18 protein-coding genes are annotated in these 17,995 nt (G+C 69.0%); 13 read left to right on the top strand and 5 right to left on the bottom strand.

All coding sequences use genetic code 11. From position 1 onward, the window contains the following. Positions 1–52 precede the first annotated feature (52 nt). Complete coding sequence (locus OG194_RS30715; protein ID WP_033284586.1) at positions 53–589, bottom strand: HNH endonuclease; 537 nt, start codon at positions 587–589, stop codon at positions 53–55. A 344-nt stretch (positions 590–933) separates the two neighbouring features. On the opposite strand from OG194_RS30715, the gene OG194_RS30710 reads away from it, so the two are divergent. Both OG194_RS30710 and OG194_RS30705 read left to right on the top strand, forming a co-directional pair. Beyond that, on the top strand, positions 934–2,028 hold the full coding sequence (locus OG194_RS30710) for a mechanosensitive ion channel family protein (RefSeq protein ID WP_327404027.1): 1,095 nt from the start codon (positions 934–936) through the stop codon (positions 2,026–2,028). 194 nt (positions 2,029–2,222) lie between these two features. Next, entirely contained in the window at positions 2,223–2,843 is a 621-nt protein-coding gene (locus tag OG194_RS30705) for a Uma2 family endonuclease (protein WP_327404026.1), read from the top strand. Between the two features lie 21 nt (positions 2,844–2,864). On the opposite strand, the gene OG194_RS30700 is transcribed toward OG194_RS30705, so the two are convergent. Next, entirely contained in the window at positions 2,865–3,176 is a 312-nt protein-coding gene (locus OG194_RS30700) for a hypothetical protein (RefSeq protein WP_327404025.1), read from the bottom strand. Between the two features lie 266 nt (positions 3,177–3,442). After that, on the bottom strand, positions 3,443–3,907 hold the full coding sequence (locus tag OG194_RS30695; RefSeq protein ID WP_327404024.1) for an ATP-binding protein: 465 nt from the start codon (positions 3,905–3,907) through the stop codon (positions 3,443–3,445). Positions 3,908–4,072: 165 nt separating this feature from the next. Here OG194_RS30695 and OG194_RS30690 point away from each other — a divergent pair, with 165 nt between their 5' ends. Both OG194_RS30690 and OG194_RS30685 read left to right on the top strand, forming a co-directional pair. Further along, complete coding sequence (locus OG194_RS30690) at positions 4,073–4,954, top strand: helix-turn-helix domain-containing protein (protein WP_327404023.1); 882 nt, start codon at positions 4,073–4,075, stop codon at positions 4,952–4,954. Next, the gene (locus OG194_RS30685; RefSeq protein ID WP_327404022.1) at positions 4,951–5,127 is read left to right on the top strand and encodes a DUF397 domain-containing protein; all 177 of its coding nucleotides are present in this window, start codon (positions 4,951–4,953) and stop codon (positions 5,125–5,127) included. Before OG194_RS30690 ends, OG194_RS30685 begins: the two co-directional genes overlap by 4 nt. On the opposite strand, the gene OG194_RS47695 is transcribed toward OG194_RS30685, so the two are convergent. Beyond that, positions 5,108–5,767 carry an alcohol dehydrogenase catalytic domain-containing protein gene (locus OG194_RS47695; protein ID WP_442811655.1) on the bottom strand — a complete coding sequence of 220 codons (660 nt, stop codon included), beginning with the start codon at positions 5,765–5,767 and terminating at the stop codon, positions 5,108–5,110. The genes OG194_RS30685 and OG194_RS47695 overlap by 20 nt on opposite strands. Before the next feature lie 566 nt (positions 5,768–6,333). Further along, the gene (locus tag OG194_RS30675) at positions 6,334–6,912 is read right to left on the bottom strand and encodes a hypothetical protein (protein ID WP_327404020.1); all 579 of its coding nucleotides are present in this window, start codon (positions 6,910–6,912) and stop codon (positions 6,334–6,336) included. 353 nt (positions 6,913–7,265) lie between these two features. Here OG194_RS30675 and OG194_RS30670 point away from each other — a divergent pair, with 353 nt between their 5' ends. The 9 genes from OG194_RS30670 to OG194_RS30630 all read left to right on the top strand — a co-directional run bounded on the left by OG194_RS30670 (position 7,266) and on the right by OG194_RS30630 (position 17,968). Further along, positions 7,266–8,099, top strand: a complete 834-nt coding sequence (locus tag OG194_RS30670; protein WP_327404019.1) for a hypothetical protein — start codon at positions 7,266–7,268, stop codon at positions 8,097–8,099. Between the two features lie 201 nt (positions 8,100–8,300). After that, entirely contained in the window at positions 8,301–9,527 is a 1,227-nt protein-coding gene (locus OG194_RS30665; protein ID WP_327404018.1) for an ROK family transcriptional regulator, read from the top strand. 183 nt (positions 9,528–9,710) lie between these two features. Next, a complete protein-coding gene (locus OG194_RS30660) occupies positions 9,711–11,048 on the top strand; it encodes an ABC transporter substrate-binding protein (RefSeq protein WP_327404017.1) in 1,338 nt (445 codons plus the stop codon). A 7-nt stretch (positions 11,049–11,055) separates the two neighbouring features. Further along, positions 11,056–12,024 (top strand): carbohydrate ABC transporter permease, encoded by a 969-nt coding sequence (locus tag OG194_RS30655; protein WP_019065214.1) that lies wholly within the window; start codon positions 11,056–11,058, stop codon positions 12,022–12,024. A 2-nt stretch (positions 12,025–12,026) separates the two neighbouring features. Next, positions 12,027–12,920, top strand: a complete 894-nt coding sequence (locus tag OG194_RS30650) for a carbohydrate ABC transporter permease (RefSeq protein WP_019065213.1) — start codon at positions 12,027–12,029, stop codon at positions 12,918–12,920. 113 nt (positions 12,921–13,033) lie between these two features. Then, on the top strand, positions 13,034–14,299 hold the full coding sequence (locus OG194_RS30645) for a 6-phospho-beta-glucosidase (RefSeq protein WP_327404016.1): 1,266 nt from the start codon (positions 13,034–13,036) through the stop codon (positions 14,297–14,299). Continuing rightward, a complete protein-coding gene (locus tag OG194_RS30640; RefSeq protein ID WP_327404015.1) occupies positions 14,290–15,261 on the top strand; it encodes an N-acetylglucosamine kinase in 972 nt (323 codons plus the stop codon). Before OG194_RS30645 ends, OG194_RS30640 begins: the two co-directional genes overlap by 10 nt. A gap of 185 nt (positions 15,262–15,446) precedes the next feature. Next, positions 15,447–16,892: a hypothetical protein gene (locus tag OG194_RS30635; RefSeq protein WP_442811653.1), complete on the top strand. Its 1,446-nt coding sequence runs from the start codon at positions 15,447–15,449 to the stop codon at positions 16,890–16,892. A gap of 14 nt (positions 16,893–16,906) precedes the next feature. Then, positions 16,907–17,968, top strand: a complete 1,062-nt coding sequence (locus tag OG194_RS30630; RefSeq protein ID WP_327404014.1) for a glutamate ABC transporter substrate-binding protein — start codon at positions 16,907–16,909, stop codon at positions 17,966–17,968. The last annotated feature ends 27 nt before the right edge of the window (positions 17,969–17,995 follow it).

Here is a 17,995-nt window from a genome sequence, read left to right as displayed (position 1 = left end):
CGGGCCGCGCCCCGCGGCCGGCCCGACGGTACACACAAGGAAGCCCGGATCGTCAGGCGGAGATGCCGTCGATCCGGGCCATCGCGTCCTCCGCGCCGTATGGCTGCAGGTACGGCAGCCAGCGCGGGTCCCTATGACCTGTCCCGATGATGCGCCAGGCCAGGCCGGTGGGTGGGGCGGGTTTGTGGCGCAGCCGCCAGCCGATCTCGAAGAGGTGCCGGTCGGCCTTCGTGTGGTTGCAGCGGCGGCAGGACGCCACCACGTTGTCCCAGGCGTGCTTGCCCCCGCGGCTGCGCGGAATGACATGGTCGACGCTGGTTGCGACGCCACCGCAGTACATGCACCGGCCCCCGTCGCGCGCGAAGAGCGCCCGGCGGGTGAGAGGAACGGGCCCCCGATAGGGAACCCGTACGAATCGCTTGAGCCGGACCACGCTGGGTGCGGGGACTGTGACGGTTGCGCTGTGCATAAAGGCGCCGGATTCCTCAAGGGAGACAGCCTTGTTCTCCAGGACGAGGACGAGCGCGCGGCGGAGCGGTACGACGCCGAGTGGCTCGTACGACGCGTTGAGGACCAGGACATGCGGCACGGATGCCTCCTTGTGCGTCGGCGGCGCGTGGCTCGCGCCGGGACGATCTGTAGTCAGTCTCCCCTCATGCCTGGTGGAAGCGCCACCATGTCCCGGTAACGGGCTGGGAGTGTTTTCGACCACATGTGATGCAGTCCCGGGGGCCTGTGGGTTCGTCCCACCTGTTCATTCCCGGCTGAGCACAGCCTCTCCCCTGAACATGGCAACGATCCACACACGATGCCCCGATAGTGTGGTGTGCCTGCCCCTACGGTGACCTATTCGTGACCTAGAACCGCGTGTACGAAGACGTGTACGACCTTGACCGCAGCGCCGGGGGCGGACCGCACCTGGAGGTACCTGCCGTGTCCTTGTCCGCCGTCCTACTGGCCGCCGCTACGCCGTCGCCGTCCCCGAGCCCTTCGGAGACAGCGGCGACCGTGCCCTCGCTCCAGGACGCCCAGGAGAGCGCGACCAACGCCGCCAGCTGGGTGGAGCAGAACTGGTCCACATGGCTGGCGATAGGTCTCCGGGTGCTGCTGATCGTGGTGATCGCGGCGGTCCTGAGAATGACGGTGCGGCGGGCGATCACCAAGCTGATAGACCGGATGAACCGAACGGTCGAATCGGTGGACGGCACGGCACTGGGCGGCCTCCTGGTGAACGCGGAACGCCGCCGCCAGCGCTCCCAGGCGATCGGCTCGGTCCTCCGCTCCGTGGCGTCGTTCGTGATCCTGGGCACAGCCGCACTGATGGTGCTGGCGACCTTCGAGATCAACCTCGCCCCTTTGTTGGCGTCAGCCGGTGTCGCGGGCGTGGCGATCGGTTTCGGCGCCCGCAACCTCGTCACGGACTTCCTCTCCGGCGTCTTCATGATCCTTGAGGACCAGTACGGCGTCGGCGACCAGATCGACGCGGGCGTCGCCTCCGGCGAGGTCATCGAGGTCGGCCTCCGCGTGACCAAGCTCCGCGGCGACAACGGCGAGATCTGGTACGTCCGCAACGGCGAGGTCAAGCGCATCGGCAACCTGTCCCAGGGCTGGGCGACGGCCGGGGTCGACGTCACCGTGAAGGCCTCCGAGAACCTGGACCGGGTGAAGGCCACGCTCGACTCGGTCACGGAGAAGATGAGCAAGGAAGAGCCCTGGAACGAGCTGCTCTGGGGCCCGATCGAAGTCCTCGGCCTGGACAGTGTGTTGATCGACTCGATGGTCGTCCGCCTCTCCGCCAAGACCATGCCGGGCAAGTCGGTGACCGTCGAGCGAGAACTGCGGTGGCGGGTGAAGCGGGCCTTCGACGAGGCGAACATCCGCATCGTCGGCGGGGCCACGGCGAACCCGGTGGACGACGCGGCGGACCCGACGGAGGCGGTCGCGGCGCCGTCGGTGTACTCGAACTCCGACTCGCCTCAGGTGGCGGCCACCTCGCCGCTTTCTTCGCAGCGGCCGGGGACGCGGTAGCTGTTGGGGGCGCGGGACCCGGGGTTGTACGGGGTCACGGGCGGGGCCAGGGTCGGGCGGAACGGTTCAGCACACCCGTTCGAGTGAACGCATGCGGAAACCCAGGTCGCAGGCCTGCCCCGGCGGCCCATGGTTCTGCCGGGGCACCCGGCACGGGCGTAGCCTGGCAGCAGCGTGACGAGGGAGAAGCATCGATGAGCGCCGAACCCATCATGGAGCCGGTCATGACGCAGCAGGACCCCATCGATCTGCTGATCGCGATCGAGGAGGCGTCGACGACGCCGATTCGACCCGAGTACGTCGAGGGGATGGCCATCGTGCCACCGGCACCGAACGACAATCACAACGACGGCGCTTTCGAGCTGTCCTTCCAGTTCCGCGCCGCCGGACACCGCCTCGTGGGCATGGGCAACGGCTACCGCGCAGCCCACAAGGACGGCACCACGACGGCCCTGCTCATCCCGGACTTCTACGTCCGCCGCCGCAGGCCGAGCGAACTCGACGACTCATACCTGAAGGCCCACAGGGGCTGGTACCCCATCGACATGATCGCCCTGGTCGGCGAGCTCACGTCCACCAACCACGAGACGGACACCGGCCCGAAGCTCCGCACCTACGCCGCCGCAGGAGTCCCGGTCTTCGTCCTGATCAACCGCACCACGAAGACGGCCCACTGCTACACCGCCCCCGTCCTCCCCGGCGACGACCCCAAAGAGGCGTACTACGACGCCGAGTCGAAGGTCGGCCTGGGCAATCCCCTCGTCCTCCCGGCCCCGTACCCCACCCTGGACACGGCACCCTTCCTGGAGAGCTGAGCCCGAGGCCACGGGCACGCCTCAGGCCCCGGCCCGCTCCGCCCCCGTAGCGAAGAACCGCCCCACATACTCGCCGGCGGGCAACCCGCTCTCCCGCATGAGGGAGAAGACCTCGGCACCCTCCCCCGGCTCGCCGAACATCCGGTACGCCTCGGCGAAGTCGGCGTACTCGACGCCGTCGAGGTCAGCGCAGTACTCGTGCGCCTCCAACTCCCCACGGCTGATCGCCTCGTCGAGCGAGCGGGCCCGCCACAGGGTCAACCGCTCTTCGTAGACGCCGAGTTGGCGGTGCCGGAACACACACCGGACGCCGTACCAGGACTGCTCGCTCACCTGTGACCTCACTCAACACCGCTATCCGACCGGCCCACTTGAACCACCACGATCATCCGTGACCTCGCGGTGCGCCGCCCGCACAATTTCCCCGGCTTCACGGATGGCACGGTCGCGTACGACGGGGTCGCCGCTGTTGATCGCCTGCTCGGCTGCGTGGAGTCGGCTTGCCATCTCCGGGTGACGCTCAATCTCGACGACCGTGGCCACGGCCTGTTGGAGCGCCGGGAGCGTGAGGTCGGGATGAGGGATCAGTGGGGTGGCCTTCACTCCCGCACGCCGACAAGCGGATTGCCCACGGCGGGGTCGGCCCCGAGCATCCACTCCGCGTACACGGTCTTGCCGACGGAACGGGGCTCCCACCCCCAGCGGTGGGACAGGGCTCCGACCAGGAGTAATCCCCGGCCGAACTGATCCGTGTCGGCTGCCAGGCACGGGTTCGGCAACCGTTCGCCGCGCGGGTCGCTGACCTCGACGCGGAGGGTGACCCCGGTGACTGTGATGCGGACCCGGATGAGTCGGTCCCGCAGGCTGCCGTGCAGCAGGGCGTTGGTCATCAACTCGGATACGACGAGGGCGACATCACCCGCGAGGGCGGGGTGCCCCCACTCGGTGACGAGGCGTGCGGTGCGGCGTCGGGCGAGGGTGACGCTGCGGGCGAGGGGGGTGTAGTCGAGGCGGTCCTCGTGGGGGACGGGGTCGGCGTCGCGGGTGGTGGGGGGTTCGGTCATGGCACACCTCCGTGTGCGGTTGGCTCAACAAGGAGCGCCGCAGAGTTAGCTGACGAGCACCGACCGTAGCGATCCAGTTGGCTCGGGCACAAGTCGTTCGGAGACACTTGTCTCCAGCGTTCGAAAGTCGTCGACTCACGACGGCGGCAGAGCGACACTTGGGCCGTGAACCGATCAGCTGAACTGGGAAACAGAGCGTCAACTGTGCTGGGACGCAAGCTCGGTAGCGAGCTGCTGCGCCTGCGTGACGCCGCTGGAAAAACCCAGCAACAGGCCGCCGAGACCATCAGTGCGACCAACTCGAAGATCGTGAAGATGGAACGGGGCTGGGTGCCCATGCGGGACCCCGACATCCGGGTGCTGTGCGAGTTCTACGGGCTGGACGAGTCGAAATCCGTAGCCCGGCTGCTGGAGTTGGCGAAACTCGACCGTGAACGCCGCAAGGCCAAGGGATGGTGGCAGCACTCGCCGCAGGCAGAGGCCATGGCCGAGTACATCGCGATGGAGGATGTGGCGACCCGCGTACGGACCTGGCAACAGGCCTTCGTACCCGGCCTGTTGCAGACACCCGAGTACGCACGAGCGGTGGTCGTCAGTGAGGGGCTGTGGCAGGACCCCGACGAGATCGAGGGTTTCGTCGACGTCCGCATGAGACGTCAGGCTCGCCTGTCAGCACCCGAGCCGCTCCAGGTCTACGCGGTGATCGGAGAAGGCGCGCTACGACAGCAGGTCGGCGGCCCCGAGGTGATGCGCGCGCAGTTGCAGAACCTGCTGAAGACGGCCCAACTCCACAATGTCCGCCTCCAGGTGCTGCCCTTCCGGGCCGGTGGCCACGCCTGCATGGCAGGCTCGTTCAACATCATCTCCTTCGCGGAGTCCGAGGCGGTGGACGTGGTCCACGTCGACAGCATCGCGGCTACCGTGTGGGTCGAGAACGATGCCGAAAGCTCGACGTACAGTTCGTTCTTCGAACGCACGGCACGGCTGAGCCTGGCCCCCAAGGACTCGCTCAGCCTGATCGAGAGCATCAGCGAGGACATGCAGTGACGAACGGCTTCGACTTCGTGAAGTCCAGCTACAGCAGTGGAAGCGGCGAGTGCCTCGAAGTCGCCCGCAACATCCCCGGCACCATAGCCATCCGCGACTCCAAGTCCCCCGACGGCCCGATACTCCGGCTGGCCCCCACCACCTGGACGAAGTTCACGGCGACGCTGCACTGACCAACCCCCCGACCCACCCCACCCGACACCCTCCCCACAGAAGCGTGACACTTTCCCCCCGAGTGTCACATTTCCGCACCCCACCCCTCGGCGCCGAGCGTCCCCACACCACCCCCGACCCCACATCCCCCCGCCTCGACAGCCCGGGCCAGTTCAGCGATCCGGTCGGCCGACGGGTCGTTGCTGGACCCCGGACCAACAGCCGCTCACCGGGTGCGAGTCGAGCCTTGTCCGTCAGCGCGGTCAGCGCGGTCAGCGCGGTCGTGCCCGACACCGGAAGCGCGGCGGCGTCGAGCAGGCTCAGGTTCTTCGGCGCACGGGAAAGGCACCGCTCGGGTACGGCGACGTAGTCGGCGATCGCCCCGAAGGTGAGGTGCGGCATGAGTCCCCACACCGCGTCCCCGGCCTGCCACACGCTCACCCCGGCCCGCACCTCCACGACCCGGCCGGCGAAGTCGCCGCCCAGGCGACGGGGGAAGCCCGCGGGAGTCATCCAGCGCAACCTGCCTGCCCGGAAGGCGATCTCCCCCGCGTCCACACTCGCGGCGTGCACCTCCCCCGGCCCGGGACTCGGCGTGGGCACCTCGTCGACGCGCAGCACCCCGGGCGGGCCACAACGGTCGTACCGCACAGCGCGCATGATCGATCGCCCCTGGTCACGGCTCTCCGGGTATCAAGCGCAGGAGGTCAACGTGGTCGACACGGCGGCGCGACGGCCCCTGCGGGCGGCCGGGCAGGCGTGAGGTCGGCGACTCCGCACCGGCACTTCCCTTCCCGGGCCACCCTGTTGCGAGCCGTCTTCCGCGACCGCGTCGAAGCGCTCTGCGCGAAGGCCGAGGAGCACACCCTCGCGAGCGAACCAGGCACCGCCCCCTTCTCCTGGCTACGGGACTTCAACGCCTACGCGGCGGCCAGTCGCGGCCTCGCGCCTCGTCGCTGCACGACGGCCGGGATGCCGGCCTGCTGTAGGAGGACGACGACGGCACACAGGCGGCCCGGCTCTTGGACATCGCGCTCGACGGGATGCGCCTATCCCCTTGCGGCCACCCGACCCCCAGCCCGTAAGACACCCCGGCACCGACGAACGCGCGCCCACTCCACGCCCAAGTCACCCGCGCAGCAAGCCCACTCCTCGGTACGTCCGCAGATCCTGGCCGGCCTGTCGGCGTGCTTCGACGACGTGGCCCAGGACGTCCTCGACGAATGTCACGCCTGGCCCCCGCCCCTCCAGCGCCCCTCGGCCTCCACCAACCCCAACCCCCGGGCCAGTTGACACAACGCGACGAAAGACACCCCCCGCCGCACCCCCGAGATCCCGGTGTACGCCTCCCCCTCGCGAAGGTCGAGCAGGACCGTCCCCGAAGGTTCGTCGAAGGTGATCGAGCCCCAGACCGTGTGGCCATGGCGGCCCGGGCGCCAGCGGAACCAGATCTCCTCGCGCCCCTTCTCCGCCGTGACGGCGACCCGGTCCGACGCCTTCAGCTCCGCGCCCATCCGGTCGGACCAGCCCACGGAGGGCCGTAGCACGCGCAGTTGGCGTGTCTGGCGGTCGGCGAGGACATCCGGGGTGAAGGCGACGCCCACCGTACGGGCCCGTCGCCGTAGCGACAGCGAGGTCACGACCGCCCAGACGACACTGACGGCGGCCCACAACACGACGTCCTCGCCCGCCTCGACCCAGGTGATGCCGTCCTGGCCCAAGGCCACCCGGAGTATCTCGACCGTCCCGAGCACCGCGGCGAACCCGCCGGCCGCCTCCCGCCAGCACCCCACCAACACCCTCACGCCCCGCACCCCGCTCTCTGGATCCCCCTGCCCCGCGAACGCCGCTGATCAAAAGTCAAAAGCCTGTGAGGTGGCTGGCAGGGCAGGTCGGCCCACATCACGAATCGGCCTCGGGGGCGCAGCCGTAGCGGCTGAAAAGCGCCCAACAGGCCTCGCAATTCCGGCAGATCGGGGGAATCTCCGCCACCCGCTCCCACCTGCGGCTTTGTTCATCGTGACGAAGCCGTGATGCGGTCACCTTCACAGGTTCAATTCATTTTCATCGCAGGCTCCCCATGCCTAGGGTCGCCCCACGACGGGCCCTTGTTCTGGAGCGCAATGCCCAGGGGTCCGTTTCGAATGTGGGGACAAGAATGAGAAAACTCGCCATCGGCGCCGCGATGACCGGCGCCCTGGCCCTGACCGGTCTGGCCGCGCCGCTCGCGCAGGCCGCTACGCCGGCCCTGGTCTTCAGCGGGGTGACGGTCAACAAGGGGAAGGCGATCGTCGTAGGGACGACCGCGACGGTGAAGGTGCCCGTCACGTACACGCTCACGCGGCCGTCCGACGTGACGATCGACTACAAGACGACGTTCGCCGGGGTCATGCTCTACCGCGGCTCGCTCGCGGCCTTCGACAACGAGATCGACTCCGACACGACTCCGACCTGCACGACGACCGCGACGACGGACACCACTGTCACCGCCTCCTGCTCCGACACGATCACGATCGACCCCGAGGACAGCCTGTACGAGACGGCCGACGCGACCACCTGGAACGTCGCCGGCGTCTACGCCCACATCGACGCCGACCTGGACGACTCGGACGACCAGATCAGCTACTCCACCGACTTCGCGGCCTGGGGCAACAAGGGCAAGGTCAAGATCCAGCGCGCCGCCAAGCTCACCGCCAACGCCTCCCCGGAGCCGGTGAAGAAGGGGAAGACCATCACGGTCACCGGCGCGCTGACGCGGGCGAACTGGGAGAGCGGCAAGTACACCGGTTATGTGTCGCAGCCCGCCAAGTTGCAGTTCCGGGCGAAGAGTTCGAGCACCTACACCACCGTCAAGACGGTCACCACCGGGACGAGCGGCGCCCTGACCACGACCGTGAAGGCCGCGCAGGACGGTTACTTCCGCTACGTCTTCGCCGGCACCTCCACCACCGGCGCGGCCACCGCCGCCGGTGACTTCATCGACGTCAAGTAGCAGACCCGGCGAGACGCCGGGCAACACCAGCACCTCCCCACCGCCCCCGCAGGTAACGAGTCTGTTGCCTCGGGGGCGGTGTCTATTGACGCCCCCTTCGCCCCGGGCTTACGTTCCTCCCACCCAATTGGAAACTTTCCTAACAGTGATCACGTGACACGCTGTGTGGTTCGGGAGTTCGAAAGGCAGGTGGCGTAAGACATGGCAGGAACCTCCGGTACCCCGGGCACAGGCACCCCGGGCACCCCCCGCGTCCTGCGCGCCATGAACGACCGTGCCGCCCTCGACCTCCTCCTGGAGCACGGTCCGCTCTCCCGCACCCGGATCGGCAAGCTCACCGGCCTCTCCAAGCCGACCGCCTCGCAGTTGCTGGCCCGGCTGGAGGCGGCGGGACTCGTGCTCGCCACCGGGACGAGTGAGGGGCGGCCGGGGCCCAACGCCCAGCTGTACGTGGTCAATCCGAGCGCCGCGTACGCCGCAGGGCTCGACGTCACGCCGGAGCGCATCCGCGCCGCCGTCGCCGACGTCACCGGCCGGACGGTGGGGGAATTCGAGCTGCCCACCCCTGGCAGGCGGCCCGCCCAGCCCGTCGTACGGCAGGTGACGGACGCCCTCGACGGGGCGGTGAAGGCCGCCGGGCTCGCCCGGGACGACGTCCATCGGCTCGTCATCGGCACCCCGGGCGCCTTCGACCCCAACACCGGCCGGCTGCGCTACGCCTCCCACCTGCCGGGCTGGCACTCCCCCGCTCTCCTCGACGAACTCGCCGCCGCGCTGCCGATGCCGGTGGAGTACGAGAACGACGTCAACCTCGTCGCCATCGCCGAGCAGCGGCTCGGCGCGGCCCGCGGGCACGGCGACTTCGTGCTGCTGTGGAACGAGGGCGGTCTCGGCGCCGCCCTGGTCCTCGGCGGGCGGCTGCACCGCGGCTGGACCGGCGGTGCGGGCGAGGTCGGTTTCCTGCCGGTGCCGGGCGCGCCCCTGGTCCGCCAGGTGACCAAGGCCAACAGCGGTGGTTACCAGGCGCTGGCCGGTTCGCAGGCGCTGCCCGGGCTCGCCCGTGAACTCGGCATCACCGAGATCCCGACAGGTCCGCACGCCGAGGTCGCCGCCGCCCTCGTCGCCACCGCCGCCGACCACACCACCGGCCCCCAGCGGCGGCTCCTGGAGATCTACGCGACCCACCTCGCGACCGGTCTCGCCTCGCTCGTGTCCGTGCTCGACCCCGAACTCGTCGTCCTCAGCGGTGGCTCGCTGGCCGCGGGCGGCGAACCTCTCCGCGCCCTCGTCCAGGCCGAGTTGGAGGAGCTGGCGGCATCACGGCCCCGGCTCGTCGTCGGCGACGTCCATGAACACCCCGTGCTGCGCGGCGCGTTGGAGAGCGCGCTGGCAACCACCCGCGACGAGGTCTTCGACACCTCGCGCTGAGACCATGCCCCGACCCGCCAACTCCCGGTCCCCCGGACCGACTTCGACCTAACCGGCTTCCCTGAACCGACCGACCGACCGCTTCCCCGGACCGACCCCGGCCCGCCCGCACCACCCGCATCACCTCGCCCCACCGGCGCCCCTCAGCCACCTCACCCCGCCCTGCCCTTGGGAGACCTCGCCATGCCCGGAATATCCCGGAAAGCGGTCATCGCGCTCGCCGCCTCCGCCTCCTTCGCCCTGCTCGCCACCGCCTGTACGGGGCAGTCCTCGTCCGGCGCCTCCGACGACGCCTCGAAGGACGTCACCATCAACTTCTGGCACGCCTGGAGCGCCGCCTCGGAGTTGAGCGCCGTGAAGTCGCTGGTCGCCGGGTTCGAGAAGGCGCACCCCAACATCCATGTGAACGTCGTCGGCAACATGACCGACGACAAGATCAACCAGGCGTTGCGCACGGGTGGTGGTAAGTCCCCTGACGTGATCTCTTCGTTCACCACGAACAACGTCGGCAAGTTCTGTTCGTCGGGCGCCCTGGTCGATCTCAACCCCTTCTTCAAGAAGGCCGGCATCGACCCGGAGACCACGTTCCCCAAGGCGATGAACGAGTACACCCAGTTCGACGGGAACCGTTGCACCGCCCCGCTGTTGGGCGACGCGTACGGGCTCTACTACAACAAGACGGAATTCGCGAAGGCCGGCATCACCAGCCCGCCCAAGACCTGGTCCGAATTCGAGGCCGACGCCAAGAAGTTGACGATCAGCAAGGGCGACTCGTACTCGCAGCTCGGGTTCATGCCGGACTACCACGGCTGGGAGACCACGACCGAGCACATCTTCGCGCAGTTCTCGCCGACGTACTTCGACAAGAGCGGCAAGTCGGCGCTCGCCACCGACCCCGCGTTCAAGGCCGGTTTCACCCTCCAGAAGAAGCTCGTCGACGAACTCGGCGGCTTCAAGAAGCTGGAGAGCTACCGCTCCACGCTCGGCGACGAGTGGGGCGACAAGCACCCCTTCCACACCGGCCAGGTCGCGATGCAGCTCGACGGTGAGTGGCGGCTCGGGATGGCCACGGCCGCAAATCCCAAGCTGGACATCGGAGTTGCCCCGCTGCCCGTGCCCGACGACCAGGTCGCCCAGTACGGCAAGGGATACATCACCGGCACGATCACCGGCATCGCCGCCACCAGCAAGAAGCAGAACGCCGCCTGGGAGTTCGTCAAGTACATCAGCACGGACACGGACGCGGTGGTGGACTTCTCCAACGGCATCCACAACGTGCCCTCCACCCTCGCCGCCCTCAAGTCCCCGAAGCTGAAGTACGACCCGCGCTTCAAGACGTTCCTGGACATCGCGTCGAACCAGTACTCGACGACCTCTCCCGCCTCCATCAACGGCGGTGTGTATCTGACGACGATCCAGAACCTCGGGTACGACTACGAGAGCGGCAAGGTGAAGGACCTGGACTCCGCCTTGAAGAGCACCGCCAAGCAGATCGACACCGACATCGCGCAGGCGAAGTAGCCCCGGAATGAGCACAGTCACCCTGGCGAAGAAGCGCCGCCCGCCCGGCCTCGCCGCGAAACAGCGGAAACAGGCGCTTCGCACCCTCGCCTTCATGTCGCCCTGGCTGATCGGCTTCGCGGTCTTCTTCGCGTATCCGCTGATCTCGACGGTCTATTTCTCGTTCATGCACTACGACGGCTTCAAGCCGCCGACGTGGGTGGGAACGAAGAACTGGACGTACGTCTTCAAGAACTATCCGTACTTCTGGCCCGCGATGCGCAACACCCTGTGGCTGGTCGTGGTGATGGTCTCGCTCCGGGTTGTATTCGGCCTGGGCGTCGGGCTGTTGATCACCAAGATCAAGACGGCGACCGGCGTCTTCCGAACCCTCTTCTATCTGCCGTATCTCGCCCCGCCGGTCGCCGCGACGATGGCGTTCGCGTTTCTCCTCAACCCCGGTACCGGGCCGGTGAATTCACTTCTGGAGAAGGTCGGCATCCCGGCCCCGGGCTGGTTCAACGACCCCACCTGGTCCAAGCCGGCGCTCACCCTGCTCGCCCTCTGGGGCATCGGCGACCTCATGGTCATCTTCATGGCCGCGCTGCTCGACGTACCCCAAGAGCAGTACGAGGCAGCCGAGTTGGACGGCGCGTCGGCCTGGCAGCGGTTCCGGTACGTCACGCTGCCGAACATCTCGCCCATCGTGATGTTCGCCGTCGTCACCGGCGTGATCCAGACCATGCAGTACTACACACAGCCCCTCATCGCCGGGAAGGTCGCGTCCGGCGTCATCCAGGGCGCCGGCACGCAGTTCGAGCCCGGCTACCCGGAGAAGTCCACGCTCACCCTCCCCCAGCTCGTCTACAACCTCGGCTTCCAGCGCTTCGACTACGGCTCGGCCTGCGTGGTGGCACTCGTCCTCTTCGCCCTGTCGATGGTGTTCACCGCGTTCCTGATGCGGCGCCGGGGCGGCCTCAACCTGGCAGGTGACTGACCATGGCCCAAGTACTCGACAAGCCCGTGGAGTTGAGGGCGCCGGTGACCCCGGCCGAGCGCACCGCTCGCCGCAAGGCGCTCATGGAGTGGATCGCGGTCCACTCGCTCGGCGTCGCCGCGGCCCTCTTCTTCACGCTCCCGTTCGTGTTCGTGTTCCTGACCTCGCTGATGAGCGACAGCCAGGCCCTGAGCCGCGACCTGATCCCGCACACCTGGGAGTGGGGCAACTACAAGAAGGTCTTCGACACCCCGGGCTTCCTCACCTGGTGGAAGAACACGCTGATCTACGCCGGTCTCGGCACCGTCCTGACCGTCGTGTCGTCGATCCCGGTGGCGTACGCGCTCGCCAAGTTCCGCTTCCGGGGCCGGAATCTGTCGCTGATGCTGGTCATCTCGATGATGATGCTGCCGCCGCAGGTCGTGATCATCCCCATGTACCTGTTCTGGGCCAAGCAGTTGGACCTGTCGGGCACGCTGTGGCCGCTGATCATCCCGATGGCGTTCGGGGACGCGTTCTCGATCTTCCTGCTCCGGCAGTTCCTGATGACCATCCCGAACGAGTACCTGGACGCGGCGAAGGTCGACGGCTGCGGCGAGTTCAAGACGCTCGTGCGGGTCGTCCTCCCGATGGCCAAGCCCGGTATCGCCGCTGTGGCGCTCTTCCAGTTCTTCTACGCCTGGAACGACTACTTCGGGCCGCAGATCTACGCGTCCGAGAACCCCGGTGCCTGGACGCTGAGTTACGGCCTGGAGTCGTTCAAGGGCGCGCACCACACCGACTGGAATCTGACCATGGCCGCGACCGTGCTGGTCATGGCCCCCGTGATCCTCGTGTTCTTCTTCGCGCAGAAGGCGTTCGTCGAGGGCGTCACGCTCACCGGAGTGAAGGGTTAACCAGGTATGCGGTGTCTTCCCGGGGGACGCTGCCCCCAATTGCCGCTCCGCGGCGGGCCGGACCCCCGGCAAATGAAAACCGTCCCCGGCGCCCGGAAGCGAGGAAACCTCCAGTGAAACTGACCGTGGTCGGCGGAGGCTCGACCTACACACCCGAACTCATCGACGGCTTCGCCCGGTTGAGGGACACCCTGCCCGTCGAGGAACTCGTCCTCGTCGACCCGGCGCCCGAACGCCTGGAGCTGGTGGGCGGGTTGGCCCGACGGATCTTCGCCAAGCAGGGGCACCCCGGCAGGATCGTCACAACGTTCGACCTGGACGCCGGGGTCGAGGGCGCCGACGCCGTGCTGCTCCAGCTCCGGGTCGGTGGGCAGGCGGCACGTGAGCAGGACGAGACCTGGCCGCTGGAGTGCGGCTGCGTCGGCCAGGAGACGACCGGCGCGGGCGGCCTCGCCAAGGCGCTGCGGACCGTACCGGTCGTTCTCGACATCGCCGAGCGGGTCCGCCGGACCAACCCGGACGCCTGGATCATCGACTTCACCAACCCGGTGGGGATCGTGACCCGCGCGCTGCTCCAGGCCGGACACAAGGCCGTTGGGCTGTGCAACGTGGCGATCGGTTTCCAGCGGAAGTTCGCCGGGCTCCTCGGGGTCACCCCGGCCGATGTGCACCTCGACCATGTGGGCCTCAACCACCTCACCTGGGAGACCGGTGTGCGGCTCGGCGGTCCCGAGGGTGAGAACGTGCTGCCCAGGCTGCTCGGCGAACACGGCGACGACATCGCCGCCGACCTGAGCCTGCCCCGGGTCCTGCTCGACCGGCTCGGCGTGGTCCCGTCGTACTACCTGCGCTACTTCTACGCGCACGACGAGGTCGTACGGGAACTGCGGACCAAGCCGTCCCGGGCCTCCGAAGTGGCCGAGATGGAACGGAACTTGCTGAAGATGTACGCCGACCCGGCCCTCGACGAGAAGCCCGCGCTGCTCGCCAAGCGCGGCGGGGCCTATTACTCCGAGGCCGCCGTGGACCTGGCCGCCTCGCTGCTCGGCGGAGGCGGGAGCCCCTACCAGGTCGTGAACACGTACAACAAGGGCACGCTGCCGTTCCTGCCGGACGACGCGGTGATCGAGGTGCAGGCGGCCGTCGGCGCCAAGGGGGCGACTCCCCTTGCCGTACAGGACGTTGATCCGCTGTACGCGGGGTTGATGGCCAACGTGACGGCGTACGAGGACCTCGCCCTGGAGGCCGCGCTGCGCGGGGGCCGGGACCGGGTGTTCCGGGCGTTGCTCTCGCATCCCCTGATCGGCCAGTACGAGTACGCCGAAGCCCTGACCGACCAGCTGATCGCGCACAACCGGGAGCACCTCACGTGGGCCTGACCGCAAGTGTCCTCGCCGTCGACGCGGGCAACAGCAAGACCGACGTCGCGGTCGTGGCGGCCGACGGGGAAGTCCTCGCCACCGCGCGCGGCGGCGGGTTCCGGCCGCCGGTCGTGGGCATCGGGCCGGCCGTGGACAACGTCGCCGAGGCCGTCGCCCGCGCCTTCGCGGACGCGGGGGTGAGCGCGGTCGACCATGTGTCGGCGTGTCTCGCCAACGCCGACTTCCCCGTGGAGGAGGAGCAGTTGGCCGCCGCGCTGCACGCGCGCGCGTGGGGCACGAGTGTGGAGGTCCGCAACGACACGTTCGCGGTGCTGCGGGCGGGCATCCCGGAACCGCGTGGGGTCGCCGTGGTCTGCGGGGCCGGCATCAACTGCGCGGGCATGCGCCCCGACGGCCGCACCGCCCGCTTCCCGGCGATCGGCCGCATCTCCGGTGACTGGGGCGGCGGTTGGGGCCTGGCGGAGGAGGCCCTGTGGCACGCGGCCCGTGCGGAGGACGGCCGCGGCGGTCCTACGGCCCTGGCGCGCACGCTGCCCGCGTATTTCGGCCTGGATTCGATGTACGGCCTCATCGAGGCGCTGCATCTCGAACAGGTCACGCACGAGCGGCGGCACGAGTTGACGCCGGTGCTGTTCGCCACGGCGGCGGACGGCGACCCGGTGGCCCGGTCGATCGTGGACCGGATGGCGGAGGAGGTCGTGGCGATGGCGACGGTCGCGCTGACCCGCCTGGAGCTGCTCGACGAGGAGGCGCCGGTACTGCTCGGCGGCAGCGTCCTCGCCGCCCGGCATCCCCAACTGGACGACCGTATAAGGGAGTTGCTGGCCGCCAAGGCGCCCAAGGCGGTGGCGACGGTCGTCACCGCGCGGCCGGTCCTCGGCGCCGTCCTGCTCGGTCTGGACCAGGTGGGCGCCGCGGCCGAGGCACATGTGCGGGCCAGGGCCTATTACGAGCACTGACACCCGGGAACCGAACAGATTCCCACGGCGTATTCATGGACAGGGGGGCGGTGCGGGGCGTTGTGTGGTGCCGGAAATCCGGTGACCACGCTGCGATCCGATCAAGATCCAGTGAAGGCCGGTGCGGAATGTCAGTCCCTGCGGCGATACTTGCCGCGACGGGATGACCCTGGGGGAGGTCAGCAGTGACACAACCGCAGAAGAACAGTGCGGCGCCACCGGGCACCGGCGCGCCCACGATGCCGGCGTTGCCGCCGCAGTCGGGGCGGCCGGGGGCGCCCACGCCCCGGCGTACGCCGGACGCCGCACCCGCGCGCCGTACCGCGCTCGCCGAGGGCGTGGACCGGCTGCGCGCGGCGGCCACCACGGAGCCGGGCCGGCTGCGCGCGATCGGCGCGCTGCTGGCCGTGCTGGTGATCGCGTTCGGCGCGGTCACCGCCTGGCAGACCGACAGCCGCGCGACGGCGGCCGGCGACGTGCTCCACCACAGCCAGCCGCTCAGTTCGGACGCGGCCGACATCTACCGCTCGCTCGCCGACGCCAACACGATGGCGGCGAGCGGCTATCTGGCGGGGCTCCAGGAGACGCAGGCGACCCGCGACCAGTACGAGGCGGACATCAAGACGGCCGCCGCGAAGCTGGTGACGGCCGCCGCCAACACCGACCCGGGCTCGTCGTCCGCGACCACCATCAAGCAGCTCAACGAACTACTGCCGGAGTACAAGGGCCTGGTCGAGTCGGCCCGCGCCAACAACCGGCAGGGCTTCCCGGTGGGCGGCGCCTATCTGCGCGCCGCGAACGACACCATGCAGAACAAGATGCTCCCGAAGGCCGAGACGCTCTACAAGACGGAGAACCAGCGGCTGAGCGACGACTACGGGGACGCGAAGCCGTACCCGTGGTTCGCGATCGCCCTCGGGCTCCTCACGCTCGGCGGCCTGGCGTGGGCCCAGCGGCGCAACTACCAGCGCACGAACCGGGTGTTGAACCACGGCCTGGTCGCCGCCTCGGCCACCACCGCGGTCGTCCTGCTGTGGGTGGTCGTCGGCCACACCGTCGCCCGCGCGGGGCTCGACGCCTCGTACGACCACGGCGTGAAGTCGCTCAACGTGCTGCACGACGCGCGGATCGCCTCCCTGAAGGCGCGCAGCGACGAGAACCTGACGCTGGTCAGCCGCGGCGCGGAGACGAAGACACTGGCGGACAAGACGGTCGTGGACGCCTACGACTACGAGTACGACCAGGAGATCGCGAAGCTCGGCAAGGGCCTGAAGCTGGCCGACTCGCTGGCCGACGACTCCGCGGGCCGCAAGCCGGTCGCGGTCGCCAACAGCTCGATGAAGGTGTGGATCTCCCGCCACGCGAAGATCAGCGACGACAACGAGAAGGGCCTCTACCAACAGGCCCGTGACGGTGTGATCGGCAAGAGCGGCGCGACGGGCGAGTGCTTCAACGCCGTGGACGCCTCGCTGAACACGGCGCTGGTGCACGAGACGAAGGAGTTCAGGCAGTCGGCGAGCGACGGCCTGGACGCGATGACCGGCCTCACCGTCGGGGCCGCGGTGCTCGCGGTGCTGGGTGCGGCCGGGGCCGTCCTGGGCATCGGGCGCAGGCTGTCGGAGTACCGGTGAGAGGGGGCGTGACGATGCGCGCACGGAGTGACTTCTTTCGCCGCCTGAGCGCGGTGCGGCGCCTGCGGGCCGGCCTGCGGGGCTGGGGCGGGGTGGGCGCGATGGCGGTCGTCTGCGTCCTCGCGGTCGCCTTCGTGCTGCTGCTGCCGCTGACCCAGTCGCGCGGCGAGGGCGGCGCGGCCCTCGGCGGTCAGCGGACGGTCCAGGGCACCCAGGCCAGGGCGCCCGAGTGCGACGAGGCGACCGTCCAGAACCAGAGCCCGCCCCCGTCGGACGCCGACGGCACCACCATCGACGCCATCAAGGCGCGCGGTGTGCTGAAGGTGGGCATCGACCAGAACAGCTACCGCTGGGGCTACCGCAACCCCAACAGCTCCTCCGGTGACCTGGAGGGCTTCGACATCGACCTGGTCACCGCGATCGCGAAGAACATCTTCGGCGACTCGTACACCGCCAACAGCGTCCAGTTCCTGGCCATCCCGACCAACCAGCGCATCCCCGCGGTGCAGGACAAGCAGGTCGACATGGTGGTCCGCACCATGACGATCACCTGCGCCCGGGCCGGTCAAGTGGCCTTCTCCGCCCCGTACTTCCTCACCGGCCAGCAGGTTCTCGCCCCGAAGGCGTCGACGATCACCGGCTACGACAAGTCCCTGGCCGGCAAGCGCGTCTGCTCCGCGTCGGGTTCCACGGCGAACGACCGGCTGACCGCCGACAAGGCGAGCGGCAAGCTGCCCGCCAGCGTGAGGATCCTGCCCCCCGTAGCCAACCAGCTGGACTGCCTGGTGGAGCTCCAACTCGGCCAGGCGGACGCGGTGGTGACCGACGGCGCGCTCGCCGCGAGCCAGGCCGCGCAGGACCCGACGGTGGAGCTGAAGGGCACCACGTTCACCAAGGAGTACTACGGCGTGGCGATGAACAAGGACGCCACCGACCTGGTACAGCGGGTCAACCGAATACTGGAGGGCTACCGCACCAGCCCGGACGGCTGGCGGGCGTCGTACGCGAAATGGCTGCTGCCCACCCTGGGTAAGAACTCGGAGTCGGCCGACCCGCCACCCCCGCACTACAAGTGACGGACCGTCAACCACTGAACGACACAA

The sequence above is a fragment of the Streptomyces sp. NBC_01288 genome (assembly GCF_035982055.1).
Lineage (GTDB): Bacteria > Actinomycetota > Actinomycetes > Streptomycetales > Streptomycetaceae > Streptomyces.
Note: the sequence above shows the minus strand (reverse complement) of the source record. Positions and strands in the feature narration are given on the sequence as shown.